The organism is Streptomyces sp. NPDC004065, assembly GCF_044903565.1.
Taxonomy (GTDB): domain Bacteria; phylum Actinomycetota; class Actinomycetes; order Streptomycetales; family Streptomycetaceae; genus Streptomyces.
In genome coordinates this window covers 312,712-326,621 of record NZ_JBJDQT010000002.1, presented here as the reverse complement: position 1 = coordinate 326,621, position 13,910 = coordinate 312,712, and the positions used below count along the sequence as shown (strand labels likewise).

Sequence of the window (13,910 nt, the reverse complement as noted above, 5' to 3'; positions counted from 1 at the left end):
GTCGTGCCCGCCCTCGCGTCGTGCCCGCCCTCGCGTCGTGCCCGCCCTCGCGTCGTGCCCGCCCTCGCGTCGTGCCCGCCCTCGCGTCGTGCCCGCCCTCGCGTCGTGCCCGCCCCCGCGCCGGGGCCGAGTCCGACCGCGGCGCGGGCGCGTACGGGCGTGGGCGGGTCAGGCCGCGCCGAAGGCCGAGAACGCCCAACCCGTCGCCTGGTGCGTCGCGTCGGCCGGGAGGGCGGCGCGCGCGTCGCGCAGGGCCTCGGCGAGGGACAGCCCCGCGCCGAGGCCCTTGTGCAGGGCCAGCATCAGCGGGACGACCGCCTCGTCGTTGACCGGCGCGCTGCACGCCACCACCCCGGCCGTGCCGAGCGGCAGCAACGCCGTGACCAGGCCGAGGAGTTCGTCCGCGCCGACCGAGGCGAACCGGGCGGTGTCGCAGCAGGACAGGATGATCCGGTACGGGCTGCGGTCCAGGCGCTCGAAGTCGTGCACGACGATCGGGCCGTCGGCCATCGTCAGCGACGAGAACAGCGGGCTGTCCGCGCGGAAGGCGCCGTGCGCGGCGATGTGCGCGAGCGCGGCCCCGTCCAGCTCCCGCAGCACCCGCGCCACCTGCGCGCCCGCCCCCTCCAGCACGGTCGGGGCGCCGTAGCGGCCGGCGAGTTCCGGCACCTCCGCGCCGCCGGTCGCCAGACCCGGGCCGCGCACCAGCACCTGCCGCCCGCCCGGCGGCGGCGCGGTCTCCCGGGCGCGCAGCCAGCTGCTCGCCGACGGCGACACGCTCAGCACCCGCTCCCGCAGCGACGGCAGCAGCGCCCACGGCACCCGGTGCAGCGAGCCGGGCGGCACCACCACCACCGGACCGGAGCCCAAGTGGCGGGCCGCCGGGCCGAGCAGCAGCTCCTCGAGCCGCCGGCCCGCCGCCTCCACCAGCGGCAGCCGCGCCGCCGCGCCCGGATGGGCCAGCCGCCGCAACCCGGCCTGCACATGCTCGGCCTCGGTCACCGCGTCCGCGAGCCGCCCCGCCTCGAAGCGCCGCACCCGCCCCTCGGCGCACAGCAGCACGTGCACCCGCCCGTCCAGCACGGCCAGTTCGACCAGCCGCGCCTCGCCGAGCCGCGCCAGCAGCCGCGTCACGTCGAACCGGTCGCCGCCGCCGGGCGCCTCGCCGCGCAGATGCAAGGTGCGGGAGCGGATCTCCCGCTCCAGCCTCCGCTGCTCCCGTTCCAGGGCGGGCACCGGGTGACCGTCGCGGCGGGCCGCCTCCGCGCGGGCGGCGATCTCGCGGAACGCGGTCAGGCCGCTGAGCAGCGCCGGGTCGGCCGGCGGCCGGGTGGGCGGCGCGCTCAGCACGGTGGCCCGCCAGCGTTCGCTCCACACCAGCAGCCGCCGCGGCCGGCCGGAGGCCAGGCCCGCCTCCTGGGCCAGCGCGGCCAGTTCGGCGCCCTGCGCGGTGGCCCGCGCCCGCAGCTCCGAGGCGCCCAGCGTCATCCGGTGGTCGTCCAGCACGTCGAGACCGCGCCGGCACGCCTCCAGCACCCCCCGGCCGGAGCCGGCCGCCCGGGCTCGCAGCGCCTGCGCGGCCCAGCCCGTCATCCGGGCCAGCGGCGGTCCGGCGCGCCGGCTGCGCGCGGCGACCGCCAGATGCCGTTCGGCGTCCGCCGTCCGCCCCAGGGACAGCGCGATCCGGCCCGCCAGCAGGGACGCCTCCGGGGCCGCGGGCGAACCGAAGGAGGCCAGCCGGGCGGCCACCGCGGCCGCGTCCGCGACCAGCCGCCCGGACCGGCGCCCGGTCGCGGCCCGGGCCTCGGTCAGCACCAGCCGGGCGTGCGCCTCCCACCAGCTGCGCCGCTGCCCCGCGAACAGCCGCACCGCCGCGGCGGCCCGGGCGATCGCCGTGTGCGGGTCGTCCGCCAGCCGGGCCGCGCGGGCCGCGGCCAGCAGCAGTTCCGCCTTGCGGGTGGACTGACCGCCCAGACGGTCGAGTTCGGCTGTCGCCGCGTCCGCCTCGGCCAGCGCCTCCGGGGCGAGCCCGGCCGCCATCAGCACCTCGCAGCGCCGGATGTTCAGCATGAACGTGGGCGTGCCCAGCTTGGCGTAGCGTTCCTCGGCCTCGTCCAGCAGCCGCAGCGCCGCCGGGATGTCGCCCCGCCGGAAGGCCGCCAGGCCCAGGCTCTCCACCGCGTCCGCCTTGTCGTGCTCCTGGTCGGTGGTGTCCCACAGGGCCTGGGCCGCGCCGAAGTCGGCGTCGGCCCGCTCCACCGCCCCCAGCGCCAGATGGACGGTGGCCCGCAGCGTCAGCGCCCGCGCCGTCCAGATCACGTCACCGGCCTGCCGCAGCACCACGATCGCCCGGCGCACGTCCTCCAGCGCCTCACGGTGCCGGCCCAGCACCCACCACACGTACGCCCTGCGGTACAGCACCCGGGCCCGGGTGTGCCCCGTTCTGCGCGCGATCCCGCGCTCGAACGCCGCCAGCCCCTGCCGCGTGCGCCCCGCGTGCACCAACGCAACCCCCAGCGTGGCCAGTACGTCGGCCTCCCGCTCGGCCGACTCCGCCCGCGCCGCCAGGTCCCGGGACCGCCGCAGATGCCACAGCGCCAGCCGCAGATCGCCGAAGTCCCGCTGCCAGATGCCGATGACCTGGTGCGCCACGGAGGCGTGCAACGGCGGCGGGCCGCTCTCCAGCAGCCCCCGGGCCCGCGCCACGGCCTCGCCGGGGGCGGCGAACACCATCGGCAGCAGTTCCTGGACCGAGTCGTCTCCCGCCGTCACCCGTCGGATGGTAGTGGTCCGCCGCGGGCCCCGGAACCGCGTGCCGGAGGTTCGGCGCTGTATCAAGTGACGGCCCCACGGCTCTGACTGACGACCACGCCCCCGACCGGGAGGACACGCCATGGCACCTCGCCGCTTCCACGAGCAGTTCGACCAGATCCAGCGCTCGATGCCCGACGTCCCGCTGGCGATGGGCCCGGACGACTCGGCCGAGTTCTTCTACGAGAAGGGCGTCGTCCTCGCCCGCGACGGAGAGGAGGCGCGGCTCGTCGAGGACACCGTGCGCACCCACTTCACGCAGGCGCCCGGACTGACCGCCGACCACGTACGCCGGGCGAGCCCGGAGACCAACCGCACCGGCATCACCCGCATCCGGGTCGGCGACCCGGGACAGGGCGACCGCACCGGCGACCCAGCCGTCGCGCACGCGATGCGCGCCCTGCGCGAGCACGAGGGACGCGCCGGGCGCCGGCTGGTCAGCCGCAACCACGTGGTGTCCATCGCGGTCAACGCCTGCCCGGGCGACGAACCCGTGCCGGCCCCGCTCACCGCGGGCACCAACCCGGCGCCCGCGGACGCCGCCTACGACGCGGACACCGCGGTCGGCGTCATGGTCGTCGACAACGGCCTGACGCACGACTACCGCGCGGTACCGCTGCTCGCCCACACCGAGGGCGACGTCCAGGCCGGGGAGACCGACGAGCAGGGCGTCCTGCGGCAGTACGCCGGCCACGGCACGTTCATCGCCGGGCTCCTCGCCGCCGTCGCGCCCAACACCGACATCACCGTCAAGGGCACCCTCAACGACGCGGGAGCCGTCCTGGAGTCCGACTTCGGGCACAGGCTCTTCGAGGCCGTCGACGCCGGCGGCTGGCCCGACATCATCAGCCTGTCCGCCGGCACCTCCAACGGCCGCACCGACGGCCTGCTCGGCTTGGACGCCTTCATGCGGGAACTGCGCTCCCGCGGCACCCTGCTGGTGGCCGCCGCCGGCAACAACGCCAGCGCCACCCCCTTCTGGCCCGCCGCCTACGCCGACCTGCCCGGCTACGCCGAGTCCGTGCTGTCCGTGGGCGCGCTGCGCGGCGACGGCGAACACGGCGCCTGCTTCAGCAACCACGGCGCCTGGGTCAAGGCGTACGCCCCCGGCGAGCGGCTCACCGGCGTCCTCACCGGCTTCCGGGCGCCCGTGCCGTACGTCTACCAGCACTCCACGTACGACGCCTGCCGGTTCGGCTTCACCTACGCCTGCACCTGCCAGAGCCCGCGCCACACCGGCGTGCTGAGCGAGGGTCAGGACGGCGCCCCGGGCAAGCCGGACCAGGTGATGTTCGAGGGGTACGCGCACTGGAGCGGAACCTCGTTCGCCACCCCGCTGGCCGCGGGCATGGTGGCCGCGCACATGACGGCGCACAAGGAGCGCGACCCGCGCGCGGCACGGCGGAAACTGCTCCGGGCGAACACCGGGTACGCGGAAGTGCGCGGGGCGCACGTCCCGGCGCTGCGTCCGCCCACCTGGAGCCCGGTCCCGGTCGAGCGGTTCGCCCCGGCATGAGGGCCGGAGCAGCCCCCTCCACGGCGTACCATGACATGCCGTACACGAGGGGTGAGGTCGTGGATCGTGCAGATGTCGGCGTGCTCGTCCAGTCCGCCGTCGACGGCGACGCGGCGGCCTGGAAGTCGCTGGTGGAGGGGCTCAGTCCGCTGGTGTGGTCCGTGGTGCGCGCCCACCGGCTCTCCGACGCCGACGGGCACGAGGTCTACCAGACCGTCTGGTTCCGCTTCGCCCAGCACCTCGGGCGGATCCGAGAGCCCGAGAAGGCGGGGTCGTGGCTGGCCAGCACCGCGCGCAACGAGTGCCTGAGGACGCTGCGGAGCCTGAGCCGGCTGACCGTGACGGACGATCCGCAGCTGCTGGACCGGGTCAGCGAGGACGGCACGCCCGAGCAGTCGCTGCTGGACTCGGAGGAGGCCGCGGCGCAGAGCGAGCGGATCCGGCGGCTGTGGCAGGAGTTCGAGGCGCTCGGCGAGCGCTGCCGCCGGCTGCTGCGGGTGCTGATGGCCTCGCCGCCGCCCAGTTACCAGGAGGTGTCCGCCGCGCTGGGGGTCGCCGTGGGCAGTATCGGACCACTGCGCCAGCGCTGCCTGCGGCGGCTGCGCGCCCGACTCGACGCACGGGGGACAGCGTGAGCGACGACGACCACAGCGCTCAGGACGACGACGGGACGTTCGAGGACGGTCTGCTGGAGGAGGAACTGCGGCAGGCGGTCGCCGTGCTGGACCCGGTGCCGGACGGCCTGCTGCACCTGGCCGTCGAGGCCTACGCGCTGCACGACCTGGACGCGCGGATCGCCGAGCTGACCTTCGACTCGCTGCTCGACGCGATCCCGGTGCGCGGCGCCGTGGACGTCCCGCGGATGCTGACCTTCCAGGCCGGCGAACTCACCGTGGACGTGGAGGTGTCCGAGGACGGGCTGATGGGGCAGGTGCTGCCGCCGCGGCGGACCCGTGTCGAGGTGCTGCGCGGCCCGCAGCGCGGCCCCGCGCTCACCACCGACGAACTCGGCCGCTTCAGCGCGCCCGAGCCCCCCGCCGGACCGTTCGCGCTGCGCCTGCACACGGAGGACGGGGTGGTGGTCACGGAGTGGCTCCGGACCTGACCGGACCGGCCGGTCCGCGGGGGCCGGGCGCTACCAGGTGACGGGCAGGGTCCGCGGGCCGCGGATCATCGTCCTGCGGCGCCAGGCGACCTCGGCGGGCGGCACCGCCAGACGCAGGCCGGGCAGGCGGTCGAGCAGGGTGCCGACCAGCAGCTCGGTCTGCAGGCGGGCGAGCACGGCCCCGGTGCAGTAGTGCGGTCCGTTGCCGAACGACAGGTGGGGGTTGGGGTCGCGGTCCGGGTCGATGCGGTCCGGGTCCGGGAAGACCCCGGGGTCGCGGTTGGCGGCCAGATAGGAGACGTAGACCGGATCGCCCGCGGCGATGCGCACCCCGTGCAGTTCGACGTCCTCCAGGGCGATCCGGGCCAGGCCCACCGTGCTGCGGTGCGGAATGTGGCGCAGCAGCTCGTCCAGGACGGGGCCGCGCGCCTCGGGCCGCTCCCGCATCCGCGTCATCAGCTCGGAGCGGGTGAGCAGCAGGTAGAAGATCTGGCCGCAGTTGTGGGTGACGGCCTCCCCGCCGATCTGCAGCGGCCCGGCGAGGCCCACCGCCTCCTCCTCGCTGATCCCGCCCCGCCCGACGGCGGCTCCGAGCAGCGAGAGCACGTCCTGCGCGGTGCTGTCCCGGCGGGCGCGCACGGTGGCCGCGATCCACCCGTACATGCCCTCCTTGGCGCGGTCGGCGGCCTCGGCGCCACCGCACAGGGAGATGATCTGCCGGGTCCAGGTGTGCACCCGCTCCCGGTCGGCCACCGGCACCCCCATCACCTCGCTGACCACGGCCAGCGGGAACGGCTCGAGCACCCGCTCGACCAGGTCGGCCGGCGGCCCCTCGGCCCGCAGGCCGTCCACCAGCCCGTCGAGGATCTCCTGCGCCCGGGGCCTGAGCCGCTTCATCGCGCCGACGGTGAAGGCGGCGGAGACCGGCTTGCGCAGCCGGTTGTGGTCGGGCTGGTCGGCCCACGCGAGGGAACCCGGACGCGGCTTGAAGTGCGGGGCCAGCCGGGTCACCTGACGGCGGGTCACCTCCGCGCGGCTGAAACGCGGGTCGTTGGTGACCAGCTTGACGTCGTCGTACCGGGTGACCAGCCACGCCCACCCCTCGCCGTACGGCAGGCGGATACGGCTGACCGGGCCCTCGCGCATCAGCTCGGCGAGCACCGGGTCGAACTCCGTGCCCTCCAGGTCGAGCGCGGGCCAGTCGCGCACCGGTGGCAGTGCGGGCCGGTCGCCGGCGGGCGCGGTGGTCCCGCCGTCCGGCCGTGACACCGTCCGGTCGTGCGGCTGTGACACCGTCCGGCCGTCCAGGATGTCCACCGTCCGGCCGTCCAGGAGTTCTACCGTCCGGTCGTCCGGGAGCTTCACCGTCCGGTCGTCGGAGGGCACCGTCCGGTCGGGTGGCGGCGTGGTGATCTCCTGCGTCATGGGTCCACCTTCGCCGCGTCCGTGCCGCTTGTCGCGCCGGAGTGCTCCAGGCGGAGTCAGCCGCCGACGCCGTCGACGAGCGCGGCCAGCGCCGCCGCCGCCCGGGCCAGTCCGGGGCCCGCCGGTCCGCCCGGTTCGCTCATATAGGTGTCGCGGCGTATCTCCACCATCAGCGCGCCGACCCGCGCGTCCCGCCGGTAGTACTCCAGCGGCACGTACGTCCCGCTGAACGGGCTGTCCAGGCCCGTCTCCCCGTACTCCGCGAACGCCTTGCGGGCGAGCTCGGCCAGGTCCGGCGGCGTGTGGAAGGCGTCGGTGCCCAGGCACACCGGCGGCCGGGGGCCGGTGCCGTGCAGTTCGTAGGGCAGGGCGTCGGCCGGGTAGGAGTGCACGTCGATCACCACGGCCCGCCCGGTGGCCGCGAGCCGGTCCCCCACGGCCTCGGTCATGGCGCGGGCGTACGGGTGGAAGTACCGCTCCAGCAGCGGCGCCGGGTCGGTGTCCGCCGGCCGCAGCTCACCGCGGTGCGTGGTACGGGTGTACACCGCGCCCATGCCGGCCGCGAGCATCTCCTCCCGCTCGTCCGGGAACCGCTCCGGGTCGACGACCAGCCGCGACAGCCGGTTGACGAACCGCCAGGGGGTCAGGGCGGCCGACCCGGCGGCCGCCTCCGCGATGTCCGCGGTGTGCGCGTCGGTGATGTGGTCCAGCTCCCGGCCGAGCTCCGCGTCGTCCAGCACGATGCCGGCCCGGACGGCGGCCGGTATCGACCGTGCCGAGTGCGGCACGTGCAGGATCACCGGCGAGTCGGCGGCGCCGGGCAGCAGTTCGAAGGACGGTGCGGTGTCGGGCACGTGGTGCTCCTGTCTTCCGGGAACGGTGGCGGGCCGGCGGTCCGGTGGACCGACCCGCTGCCGATCCTGCCGCACACCACTGACAACGCCCCCGGAGGCCGGGAGGTCGCGGAACGGCTCGGCCCCGCCGGGCGGTGTGCCGGGCGGGGCCGAGCGGGGCGAGGGGGCCGGAGCGCGGCCCGGGGCGGTCACCGGCCGTCCGGTGACCGCCCCGGGAACGCCTGCGAGCCGGTCAGCTCAGGGACGCGAGCGCCGCGTTCCAGGTCGCCGACGGGCGCATGACCGCGGCGGCCTTGGCCGGGTCCGGCTGGTAGTAGCCGCCGATGTCGGCCGGCTTGCCCTGGACGGCGATGAGCTCCTCGACGATCTTCTGCTCATTGGCGGCGAGGGTCTCGGCCAGCGGCGCGAAGGCCTTGGCGAGGTCGGCGTCGTCGGTCTGCCGGGCCAGCTCCTGCGCCCAGTACAGGGACAGGTAGAAGTGGCTGCCGCGGTTGTCGATGCCGCCGAGGCGGCGGGTGGGGGACTTGTCCTCGTTGAGGAAGGTCGCCGTGGCCCGGTCGAGCGTGTCGGCCAGCACCTTGGCGCGGGTGTTGCCCGTGGTCGCGGCGTACTGCTCCAGGGAGGGCACCAGGGCGAAGAACTCGCCCAGCGAGTCCCAGCGCAGGTAGTTCTCCTTGATCAGCTGCTGGACGTGCTTGGGGGCCGAGCCGCCGGCGCCCGTCTCGAACAGGCCGCCGCCCGCCATCAGCGGGACCACCGACAGCATCTTGGCGCTGGTGCCCAGCTCCAGGATCGGGAACAGGTCGGTGAGGTAGTCGCGCAGCACGTTGCCGGTGACGGAGATGGTGTTCTCGCCGCGGCGGATGCGCTCCACCGACAGCTTGGTGGCCTCCTGCGGGGACAGGATCCGGATGTCCAGGCCCTCGGTGTCGTGCTCCGGCAGGTACTGCTTCACCTTGGCGATCAGCTGGGCGTCGTGGGCGCGGCCCTCGTCCAGCCAGAACACCGCCGGGTCGCCGGTGGCGCGGGCGCGGTTGACGGCCAGCTTGACCCAGTCCCTGATCGGGGCGTCCTTGGTCTGGCAGGCGCGGAAGATGTCACCGGCGGACACGGTCTGCTCGAGGACGGCGTTGCCGGCCTGGTCGACCAGGCGCACCGTGCCGGTGGTGGGGATCTCGAAGGTCTTGTCGTGGCTGCCGTACTCCTCGGCCTTCTGCGCCATGAGGCCGACGTTCGGGACGGAGCCCATGGTGGAGGGGTCGTAGGCGCCGTTGGCCCGGCAGTCGTCGATGACGGCCTGGTACACGCCGGCGTAGCTGGAGTCCGGCAGGACGGCGAGCGTGTCGTGCTCCTGCCCGTCCGGGCCCCACATGTGGCCCGAGGTGCGGATCATCGCCGGCATGGAGGCGTCGACGATCACGTCGGAGGGGACGTGCAGGTTGGTGATGCCCTTGTCGGAGTCGACCATGGCGAGGTCGGGGCCCTCGGCCAGCTCGGCGTCGAAGGAGGCCTTGATCTCGTCGCCGTTCGGCAGGTTCTCCAGGCCCTTGAAGATGCCGCCGAGGCCGTCGTTCGGGGTCAGACCGGCCGACGCGAACGTCTCGCCGTACTTCGCGAACGTCTTCGGGAAGAAGGCGCGCACCACGTGACCGAAGATGATCGGATCGGAGACCTTCATCATCGTCGCCTTCAGGTGCACCGAGAACAGCACGTCCTCGGCCTTGGCGCGGGCGACCTGCGCCGTGAGGAACTCGCGCAGCGCGGCGACCCGCATCACCGAGGCGTCGACGACCTCACCGGCGAGCACGGGCACCGACTCGCGCAGCACGGTGGTGGAGCCGTCGTCGCCGAGCAGCTCGATGCGCAGGGTGCCGTCCTCGGCGATCACGGCGGACTTCTCGGTGGAGCGGAAGTCGTCCACGCCCATGGTCGCCACGTTCGTCTTCGAGTCGCGGCTCCAGGCGCCCATGCGGTGCGGGTGGGTCTTGGCGTAGTTCTTCACCGAGGCGGGGGCGCGGCGGTCGGAGTTGCCCTCGCGCAGGACCGGGTTCACCGCGGAGCCCTTGATCTTGTCGTAGCGGGCGCGGATCTCGCGCTCCTCGTCGGTCTTGGGGTCGTCCGGGTAGTCCGGCAGCGCGTAGCCCTTGCCCTGGAGCTCGGCGATCGCGGCCTTGAGCTGCGGGATGGACGCCGAGATGTTGGGCAGCTTGATGATGTTGGCCTCGGGCCGCTTGGCCAGCTCGCCCAGCTCGGAGAGCGCGTCGGGGATGCGCTGGTCCTCGTTCAGGTACTCCGGGAACGCGGCGATGATGCGCCCGGCCAGCGAGATGTCCCGGGTCTCCACGGAGACACCCGCCTGCGAGGCGTACGCCTGGACCACCGGCAGGAAGGAATACGTCGCCAGGGCCGGGGCCTCGTCAGTGTGTGTGTAGATGATGGTCGAGTCAGTCACCGGGTGCTCCGCTCCACGTCTGCAACATTGCTCGACATCAAGATATCTCGTGGCCGACCCGGACTCGACCCGGGTCCGGTGCCGGCTCCTCCCGCCCGGGTGCCGTGCTCATGCATCCGGGATGCGCCCGCGGTGCTCGTGGAGGGAGGGCCGGCACGGCGGAACCGGCGGAGCCGGCGGGAACGGCCGGGACGGCCGCCGGCGTGCGGGATCTCCTCCGCCCGCCGGCGGCCTCGGACGGGCGGCCCTGGGACCGGCGCGGCACGGGACCGGGGGCCCGGGACCAGCCCCCGGGCCCCCGGACCGTCGGCCGTGGCGCGGTTCAGCCCCGCGCGGCGTCCGCGGGCCCGTGCTCGGCGAGCGCGTCGTCAGCGAACCGCGGTTGCGGTATCACCACCTGGCCCTGCTGGAGGGCGACCGTCCGGGCGGGCGCCGGGATGCGGATGCCCTCCTCCCGGTAGCGGCGGTGCAGGCGCTTGATGAACTCGTGCTTGATCCGGTACTGGTCGCTGAACTCGCCGACGCCCAGGATGACGGTGAAGCCGATCCGGGAGTCGCCGAAGGTGTGGAAGCGGACGGCCGGCTCGTGCTCGGGGACGGCGCCGGTGATCTCGGTCATCACCTCCGCGACGACCTCCGTGGTCACCCGCTCCACCTGCTCCAGGTCGCTGTCGTAGCCGACGCCCACCTGCACCAGGACCGTCAACTGCTGCTCGGGCCGGGTGAAGTTGGTCATGTTGGTCTTGGCGAGCTGCCCGTTGGGGATGACGACCAGGTTGTTGGAGAGCTGGCGCACGGTCGTCTGACGCCAGTTGATGTCCTCCACATAGCCCTCCTCACCGGTGCTCAGCCGGATGTAGTCGCCGGGCTGGACGGTCTTGGAGGCGAGGATGTGGACGCCCGCGAACAGGTTGGCGAGGGTGTCCTGAAGCGCCAGCGCGACCGCCAGGCCGCCCACGCCCAGGGCGGTGAGCAGCGGCGCTATCGAGATGCCGAGGGTCTGCAGCACCACCAGGAAACCGATCGCGAGGACCAGGATCCGGGTGATGTTGACGAAAATGGTGGCGGATCCGGCGACTCCGGAACGGGACTGCGTCACCGTCCGCACCAGACCGGCGATCACCCCCGCCGCCGAGACCGTGACCACGAAGATGAGCAGCACGGTCAGGGTCTGGTTGACGTGGTGCTGGACCGTCCGTGTCAGCGGCAGCACCGCGGCGGCCGAGGCCGCGCCGCCCGCGATCGCCGCCCATGGCACCACACCGCGCAGCGCGTCCACGACGACGTCGTCGCCGCTCCAGCGGGTGCGCTTGGCGTGCTTGGCCAGCCAGCGCAGCAGGGTGCGGGAGAGGAACGCGGCAGCCAGCCCCGCGGCCACGGCGATGCCCGCCAGGATGAGATCGTCCAGGGTGACGGCGCGGTTCACCGGTCACCTCCGGACAGACGTACTGCGGCGTACGGCGCCGCCGACGGCCGGATGTGAAGTTGCGTCACGTTGTCACCTGCTCGATTCCGGAATGTGCCCATGTGCCGGCCGGCCCGCTGGCCGTCTCCGGCACGAGCGCTCATCCTGCCGTATCCAGCAGGGCAGTTCGCACCGGCGGCAGGTCCGTGCGCCCCATTCCGGACGCCCCGCGGGCACGGCGGACGGCCGGGCAGGGCATCGGCAGGGGAGCGTGTGCGGTGCACCGCGGCTGCCGGGCGTGCGGTGCGGGACACCGGGCCGGCGGTACGGACCGGGCGTGCGGTGCGCAACACCGGTCGTGCGGCCGGCCGTGACGGAATGTCAGTCGTCCGTGAACGACCCGTGCCTGCCCGCGCCCGCCGCGAAGCGGGCGGCGCCCTTCAGGCCTTCGGCCAGTACGCCCATGCCGTGCCGGAGTTCGCCGCGCAGCGCCGCCGCCTCGTCCAGCCCCTCCTGCTCGAGCACCGAGGCCCGGTCCGAGCGCAGGCAGTCCTGCGGGAACCGGGCGATGGCCGCGGCCAGTTCCTCCGCCTCCGCGCGGGCGCGCCCGGTGGGCACCACACGGTTCACGAGCCCCATGGCGTACGCCTCCGGGGCCGGGACCGGGCGCCCGGTGAGGATCATGTCGAGCGCGCGGCCGGTCCCGATCAGCCGGGGGAGGCGGACCGTGCCACCGTCGATCAGCGGAACGCCCCAGCGGCGGCAGAACACCCCGAACACGGCGTCCTCCTCGGCCACCCGCAGATCGCACCACAGCGCCAGCTCCAGGCCCCCGGCCACGGCGTGCCCCGCCACCGCCGCGATCACCGGCTTGGACAGCCGCATGCGGGTCGGCCCCATCGGGCCGTCGCCGTCCGGCGCCACCTGGTTGCCCCGCTCGGTGCCGGCCGCCTTCAGGTCCGCGCCCGCGCAGAAGGTGCCGCCCTCCCCCCACAGCACCGCCACCCTGGCGTCCTCGTCCGCCTCGAACTCGCGGAAGGCGCGGGCGAGTTCGGCCGCCGTAGGGCCGTCCACCGCGTTGCGGGCCTCGGGACGGGAGAGGACGACCGTCGAGACGTGTCCCTGGCGTTCGATCCGGACCGGCATGGTGACGGCTCCTCGGGTGTGCGGGACCGTGGGCGGACCGGCAGGTTACCCCCCCGGTCACCGCACCGCACCGCACCGCACCGCACCGTGCGGCTCGGCCGCCCCGCCCGCCGACCGGCGCGGATCACCTTGAGCGGCTCAGGTCACCTTGAGGGTCACCTCGATCGGCTCAGGGCGTCTTCGGCGGCTCAGATCACCTTCAGCCGTACCAGCGCGCCCAGCGTCAGCGCCCCGGGCAGCAGCGGCAGCCACACGGAGATGATCCGGTAGGCCAGGACCACCGCCGTGGCCGGGCCCGCGGCACCGCCCGCCGCGACCAGGGCGACGACGAGCGCCGCCTCCACCGAGCCGAGCCCCCCGGGCGTGGGCACCAGCGCCACGGCGACGGTCGCGGCCAGATACGCCAGCGCCATGTGCGCGGGCGGCACCGGCAGCCCCAGCGCCCGCCCCACCGCGATCCACGCGGTTGCCTGGAGCGCGGGGAAGGCCAGCGCCCCGCCCCACAGCGCCAGCGCCCGCGCGGGACGGCGGTGCACCGAGCGGGCCTCGCCCAGGGCGGTGCGCAGGAAGGAGCACACGGCCGTCCGCAACCGCCGCACGCCCGCCACCGTTCCGGCCGCCAGGACGACGACCGCGCCCGCGGCGAGCAGCAGCGGCCCGCCCGCGCCCGACGGCAGCAGGACGCCGAGCCGCAGCGCGTCCGGGAAGGCGAGCAGCAGGGCGCCCAGCAGCGCCAGCCGGGCGACGCCCTCCGCCAGCAGGTACAGCGCGAGCGCGGCCGAGGACCGGGCGAGGGCTACGCCGCACACGGTGAGGAACCGCAGGTTGACCGCTCCCGCGCCGAGCCCCGTGGGCAGCAGGTGGTTGGCGGCGCCCGCGGCGAACTGCGTGGCCAGCAGGCGCCGCCCCGGCAGCCGCTCGGTGACGGCGCCCTGCCGGGCCGCGGCCGCGGCCACCCAGGTCAGGCAGGTGGCGCCGGCCGCCGCCAGCAGCCAGGGCCACTCGGCCCCGCGCAGCCGGACGAAGCCCTCGGCCAGCACCGCGTGGTGGCGCACCGCGGCCACCGCGACGAGCAGCATCGGCACCAGGCACAGGACGCGGCGCACGGGAAGGCGCCGGGCCGCCCGCGTGAGCGGGGGACCGGGGCGGCGGAGGACTGCCGTTTCGGGGGTCACGTCCCTGAATGTTCCCCGTTC

The 13,910-nt window shown here is 74.8% G+C and carries 10 protein-coding genes; 3 read left to right on the top strand and 7 right to left on the bottom strand.

Features of this window, described 5'->3' with window-relative positions; genetic code table 11:
* Positions 1-168 precede the first annotated feature (168 nt).
* Positions 169-2,733 carry a CHAT domain-containing protein gene (locus tag ACI2LW_RS05340; RefSeq protein WP_404729963.1) on the bottom strand — a complete coding sequence of 855 codons (2,565 nt, stop codon included), beginning with the start codon at positions 2,731-2,733 and terminating at the stop codon, positions 169-171.
* A gap of 160 nt (positions 2,734-2,893) precedes the next feature.
* Between ACI2LW_RS05340 and ACI2LW_RS05335 the strand changes: the two genes are divergently transcribed.
* Genes ACI2LW_RS05335 through ACI2LW_RS05325 form a run of 3 tightly spaced genes read left to right on the top strand, consistent with a single transcriptional unit; the run spans position 2,894 to position 5,432 of the window.
* The gene (locus ACI2LW_RS05335; RefSeq protein ID WP_404729789.1) at positions 2,894-4,327 is read left to right on the top strand and encodes a S8/S53 family peptidase; all 1,434 of its coding nucleotides are present in this window, start codon (positions 2,894-2,896) and stop codon (positions 4,325-4,327) included.
* A 35-nt stretch (positions 4,328-4,362) separates the two neighbouring features.
* Positions 4,363-4,962: an RNA polymerase sigma factor gene (locus tag ACI2LW_RS05330; RefSeq protein ID WP_404729788.1), complete on the top strand. Its 600-nt coding sequence runs from the start codon at positions 4,363-4,365 to the stop codon at positions 4,960-4,962.
* Entirely contained in the window at positions 4,959-5,432 is a 474-nt protein-coding gene (locus tag ACI2LW_RS05325; protein WP_404729787.1) for a hypothetical protein, read from the top strand. The genes ACI2LW_RS05330 and ACI2LW_RS05325 overlap by 4 nt, the downstream gene beginning before the upstream one ends.
* Positions 5,433-5,462: 30 nt before the next feature.
* Here ACI2LW_RS05325 and ACI2LW_RS05320 read toward each other — a convergent pair whose 3' ends face one another.
* The 6 genes from ACI2LW_RS05320 to ACI2LW_RS05295 form a co-directional block, all read right to left on the bottom strand.
* Complete coding sequence (locus ACI2LW_RS05320) at positions 5,463-6,857, bottom strand: cytochrome P450 (protein ID WP_404729786.1); 1,395 nt, start codon at positions 6,855-6,857, stop codon at positions 5,463-5,465.
* A gap of 56 nt (positions 6,858-6,913) precedes the next feature.
* A complete protein-coding gene (locus tag ACI2LW_RS05315; protein WP_404729785.1) occupies positions 6,914-7,711 on the bottom strand; it encodes an N-formylglutamate amidohydrolase in 798 nt (265 codons plus the stop codon).
* A 232-nt stretch (positions 7,712-7,943) separates the two neighbouring features.
* Entirely contained in the window at positions 7,944-10,163 is a 2,220-nt protein-coding gene (locus ACI2LW_RS05310; protein WP_404729784.1) for an NADP-dependent isocitrate dehydrogenase, read from the bottom strand.
* 322 nt (positions 10,164-10,485) lie between these two features.
* Positions 10,486-11,589 carry a mechanosensitive ion channel family protein gene (locus ACI2LW_RS05305; RefSeq protein WP_404729783.1) on the bottom strand — a complete coding sequence of 368 codons (1,104 nt, stop codon included), beginning with the start codon at positions 11,587-11,589 and terminating at the stop codon, positions 10,486-10,488.
* A gap of 360 nt (positions 11,590-11,949) precedes the next feature.
* Positions 11,950-12,714, bottom strand: coding sequence for a crotonase/enoyl-CoA hydratase family protein (locus ACI2LW_RS05300; RefSeq protein ID WP_404729782.1), 765 nt, complete (start codon positions 12,712-12,714; stop codon positions 11,950-11,952).
* Between the two features lie 188 nt (positions 12,715-12,902).
* Positions 12,903-13,793, bottom strand: coding sequence for a YbhN family protein (locus ACI2LW_RS05295; RefSeq protein WP_404729962.1), 891 nt, complete (start codon positions 13,791-13,793; stop codon positions 12,903-12,905).
* Between the last annotated feature and the right edge of the window lie 117 nt (positions 13,794-13,910).

Excerpts from the sequence above, each read along its gene's own strand:
- ACI2LW_RS05340 (WP_404729963.1), bottom strand. The coding sequence starts at position 2,733 with ATGGTGTTCGCCGCCCCCGGCGAGGCCGTGGCGCGGGCCCGGGGGCTG.
- ACI2LW_RS05335 (WP_404729789.1), top strand. The coding sequence starts at position 2,894 with ATGGCACCTCGCCGCTTCCACGAGCAGTTCGACCAGATCCAGCGCTCG.
- ACI2LW_RS05330 (WP_404729788.1), top strand. The coding sequence starts at position 4,363 with ATGCCGTACACGAGGGGTGAGGTCGTGGATCGTGCAGATGTCGGCGTG.
- ACI2LW_RS05320 (WP_404729786.1), bottom strand. The coding sequence starts at position 6,857 with ATGACGCAGGAGATCACCACGCCGCCACCCGACCGGACGGTGCCCTCC.
- ACI2LW_RS05300 (WP_404729782.1), bottom strand. The coding sequence starts at position 12,714 with ATGCCGGTCCGGATCGAACGCCAGGGACACGTCTCGACGGTCGTCCTC.
- ACI2LW_RS05295 (WP_404729962.1), bottom strand. The coding sequence starts at position 13,793 with ATGCTGCTCGTCGCGGTGGCCGCGGTGCGCCACCACGCGGTGCTGGCC.